The sequence below is a fragment of the bacterium genome, assembly GCA_027622355.1.
Taxonomy (GTDB): domain Bacteria; phylum UBA8248; class UBA8248; order UBA8248; family UBA8248; genus JAQBZT01.
The window spans coordinates 1-3,264 of record JAQBZT010000305.1 but is presented as its reverse complement, the minus strand read 5'-3'; the positions used below and the strand labels follow the sequence as shown (position 1 = coordinate 3,264).

Below are 3,264 nucleotides of genomic sequence, written 5' to 3'. Positions count from 1 at the left end.
GCTGTAGGCGACGGTGACAATCAGGGTCGGGTAGGCCGAGTTCGCAAAGTCGTAGAAGCACCAGGAGAGAATTTCCTTTGCGGACGCGGCTTTGGGAGGCGAAGGAAAATCGGAGGCGATGGCGGGACTCCTTTCGCGGAATGGGCGGCGGCGCTCCCTTACCGTTTTTTCCAAAACGAAGAGTTGACGAGTCGTTCTTCCGCGATAGATAAGATACTAGGGTTTCCGTACATCTCGAAAGGGCCTCCCGCCGCCAGGGGTACTCTCCGGGGGGATTCTCTCCTTGAAGCGCTTTCTGAAGTGGACCGCTGTTCTTGTTGCGCTTGTCGTTCTACTTGTCGTGGGCGCGGCAGTGGCGGTGCGCTATTTTCTCTCCTCCGAGCAGGCGAAACTTCTGGCGGCCTCCTATGGCGAGGAGGCGCTGGCGCGCAAGGTGCGGATCGATCGCCTTGAAGTCGGGCTTTTCTCCGCGGAAGCGGGCGGAATCGTCATCGAGGGAAAAGCATCGCTCGAGAGTTCGAATCCGCCGCCGCTCCTCCGCATCGAGCATGTGAAGCTCCGCCTCAACCCCGTTGCGCTGCTCTACAAGCGCCTGAGCATCACCGAGATCAAGATCCGGGGCGTTTCCCTTGACGTGAAGCGCGACGCGAAGGGAAGGCTCAGTTTTCAGGACATTCTGGATCGGCTCGGGGAGCAACCGGCCCCCCGGGCGGGACGCGCCGCGGGGCGCCGCCGCATGGCGGCCTTCTCGCTGGTTTCGCCCGCCGAGGCGGCGGAGGGGGCTCCCGCGGAAGAGGGCTTGGCGCTCTCGAATATGGATCTGGTGATCCGCTCGCTGGTGATCGAAGATGTGGCGCTTCGCATGGATGCCGCCGCGGCCGCGGGCTTTCCTGCCTACCAGGTGCAGTGTCAATTTTCCCGGTTTGTGGCGCGGAACATCCGCGCCGGCGCGCCCATTGACGCGGAATTGCGCGGGAAATGCGCAAAACCGGCCGCGCTGCAGTTCGATGTTCATGTCGTCGCCGATCCGGGCAAGAAGGACTTTTTCATCTCCTCCTCCTTTCTCCCCTTTCCGCTGGCCCCCTTTGCGCCGCTGGTCCCCGCGGAGGCGCGCGTCCGGAATCTCTTCGGAACGATTGGGGGAAATCTTCAGGTTTCCGTTTCGGAAAACGGAAAGGTGGGCTGGAACGTCAGTCTGAAGGGGCAGAAGGTCAGGTCGGAAATTCAGCCGGAGAAGGGGAAGGCGTGGCATCCGCTTTTTCTTGGTGACCTCGACATCCAGTCAATCGGCCAGGTGGATGCGCAGAGCCAAGCCGCGCGCGTGACCCGGCTGGACATCGAACTTCCCTTCGCCAAGGCGCAGCTCAAGAAACCCTCCGTTTTCAACATGGGCGGCAAGGACGAGATATCGCTCCGCCTCGATGTGTCCGATCTTTCGATTGTCGCGGTTCTGGTGAAGGCCTTCGGCGGCCCCTCGCTGGGCGCCTTCGGAGAGAAGCGGAAGGCGAGTTTTTCTGTGGAGGCGAGCCGGGATCGCCGGAAGGAGAAGGGCGGGCTGAAGTTTGCGCTCACGGGAAATTTCGACCCGCTCGAGGTCGGCCCCCTGGCGGCGCTTCTTCCGCCGCAGGAAACCCTGCGGGCGCCGAGCGGGCTCTTTGGCGGAGAGCTGGATATCTCGCTGGATGAATCGCAGAAAGCGAAATGGAAGGTGAGGCTCACGGGCGAGGGCCTGGCCGCGCAGCTCCGCCCCTCGCCGGCGGAGCCATGGAAGCCGCTGCGCCTTTCGAATCTGGTGTTCCGATCTACGGGGCATTTCGATGTAAATGCGATGGCCGCGGAGGTGTCGGAGCTGGTCATGACAGTCCCCTTCGCCGCCCTCCGGATGACGGGTAAGGGCTTGTGGAACATCTCGAATCAGGACGAAATCCATTTGCAGGTGAGCGTTTCGAAGCCGGCGGAGGCCATTGCGTTCGCCAACTTCTGGCTGCCCTTTCCCGTGGAGGGCGTCCGAAGCCGGGGAATGGTGGAGGCACGCCTCGATGTGCTCCGGGATCGCACGAAGGGGGAGGCGTTCACATATTCGGTGGCGGGGAAGCTCGACCCCATTGACGTTGGGCCTTTCGTGCGCTTTTCCCCCTCGGCGGACAACCTGCGCGGCGTCACGGGCTGGATGGACGGCGATGTGTCCTTTTCATTCACACCCGGAAAGGAAGTGTCCTGGCGCGTGGACATCGCCGGGAAGCAGCTTCAGGGCGAGATAAAGCCGAAGTCGCGGGTGGAGTGGAGAAGACTCCAGTTTCCGAACTTGACCCTCCGCTCTCAGGGCCGGGCGAACCTGGAGCTGGGGATGATCGTCCTCTCCCGCCTGGAGGCGGATCTGCCCTTTGCGCGCGTCCGTCTTCCCGCCCAGGCGGCCTGGAATCTGGACGGCAAGGATGAGATTCGCCTCGACATCGAGATCGCCGACGTGGGGCTCGCCCTGGACATGACCGGCGCGATTCTTGATCTGCCCATGGAGAAGATGCCGAGTGGGAAAAACTTGACCGCTTCGGTATTCGCCCACCGGAACCGGCGGGTCAGCGATGTATTTGCCTATTCGGCCCAGGCCACTTTCGATCCCCTTCAACTGAAGTCGTTTTCGCAGTTTGTGCCCGAGGGGTTGGGCGTGCGGAAGCTGGGCGGGACAATCGGCGGCAACGTCGATCTATCCTTCTCCCGTGAAGAGGTTGCCCAATGGCGGATCGCGCTGACGGGCAAGGATATCGTGGGTGATTTCCGCCCCAAGGACGCTGACAAATGGCGATCTTTCGGGCTGGCGCAGTTGTCGGCTCAAACGTCGGGCAAATATGATTTTCAGGCCGACTCGGGGGAGATAGCGCGGCTCAATGTCGAGTTGCCCTTCCTGAAAGTGTCTTCGACGAAGAAAATGCTCTGGAATTACCGCTCGCAGGATGAGCTTCCGGTTTCTGTCGCCATCCCGGACATCGCCAAGGTCCTCGATCTGGTTTCCCTCGTGGACAAGAACGCCGTACCCAATGGGATAGAAGTCGGCGGGGAGCTCCGGGGGAGTTTCGTGCTGCGGCGGAACCGGGTGAAGGAGAATCGTTTCGCCGCCACTGGGGATATCCGCGCCAACCTCCGTCATGTGCGTTTTTCCGATTATCCGAATATGGATACGGCGGGAGTGGTGTTGGCGCGTCTTGACGGGAAGATGATCTCCATCTTCGTGCCCCAGGCGGTGGTCCGGCAGCGGGGGCGGGAGAA

Annotated in this window: 1 protein-coding gene; it reads left to right on the top strand. The window is 61.9% G+C overall.

Translation table 11 applies throughout. The features are described 5' to 3' along the window. Positions 1-283: 283 nt before the first annotated feature. Positions 284-3,264: AsmA family protein (locus tag O2807_13885; GenBank protein ID MDA1001591.1), on the top strand; the 2,981-nt coding region annotated here is incomplete at its 3' end.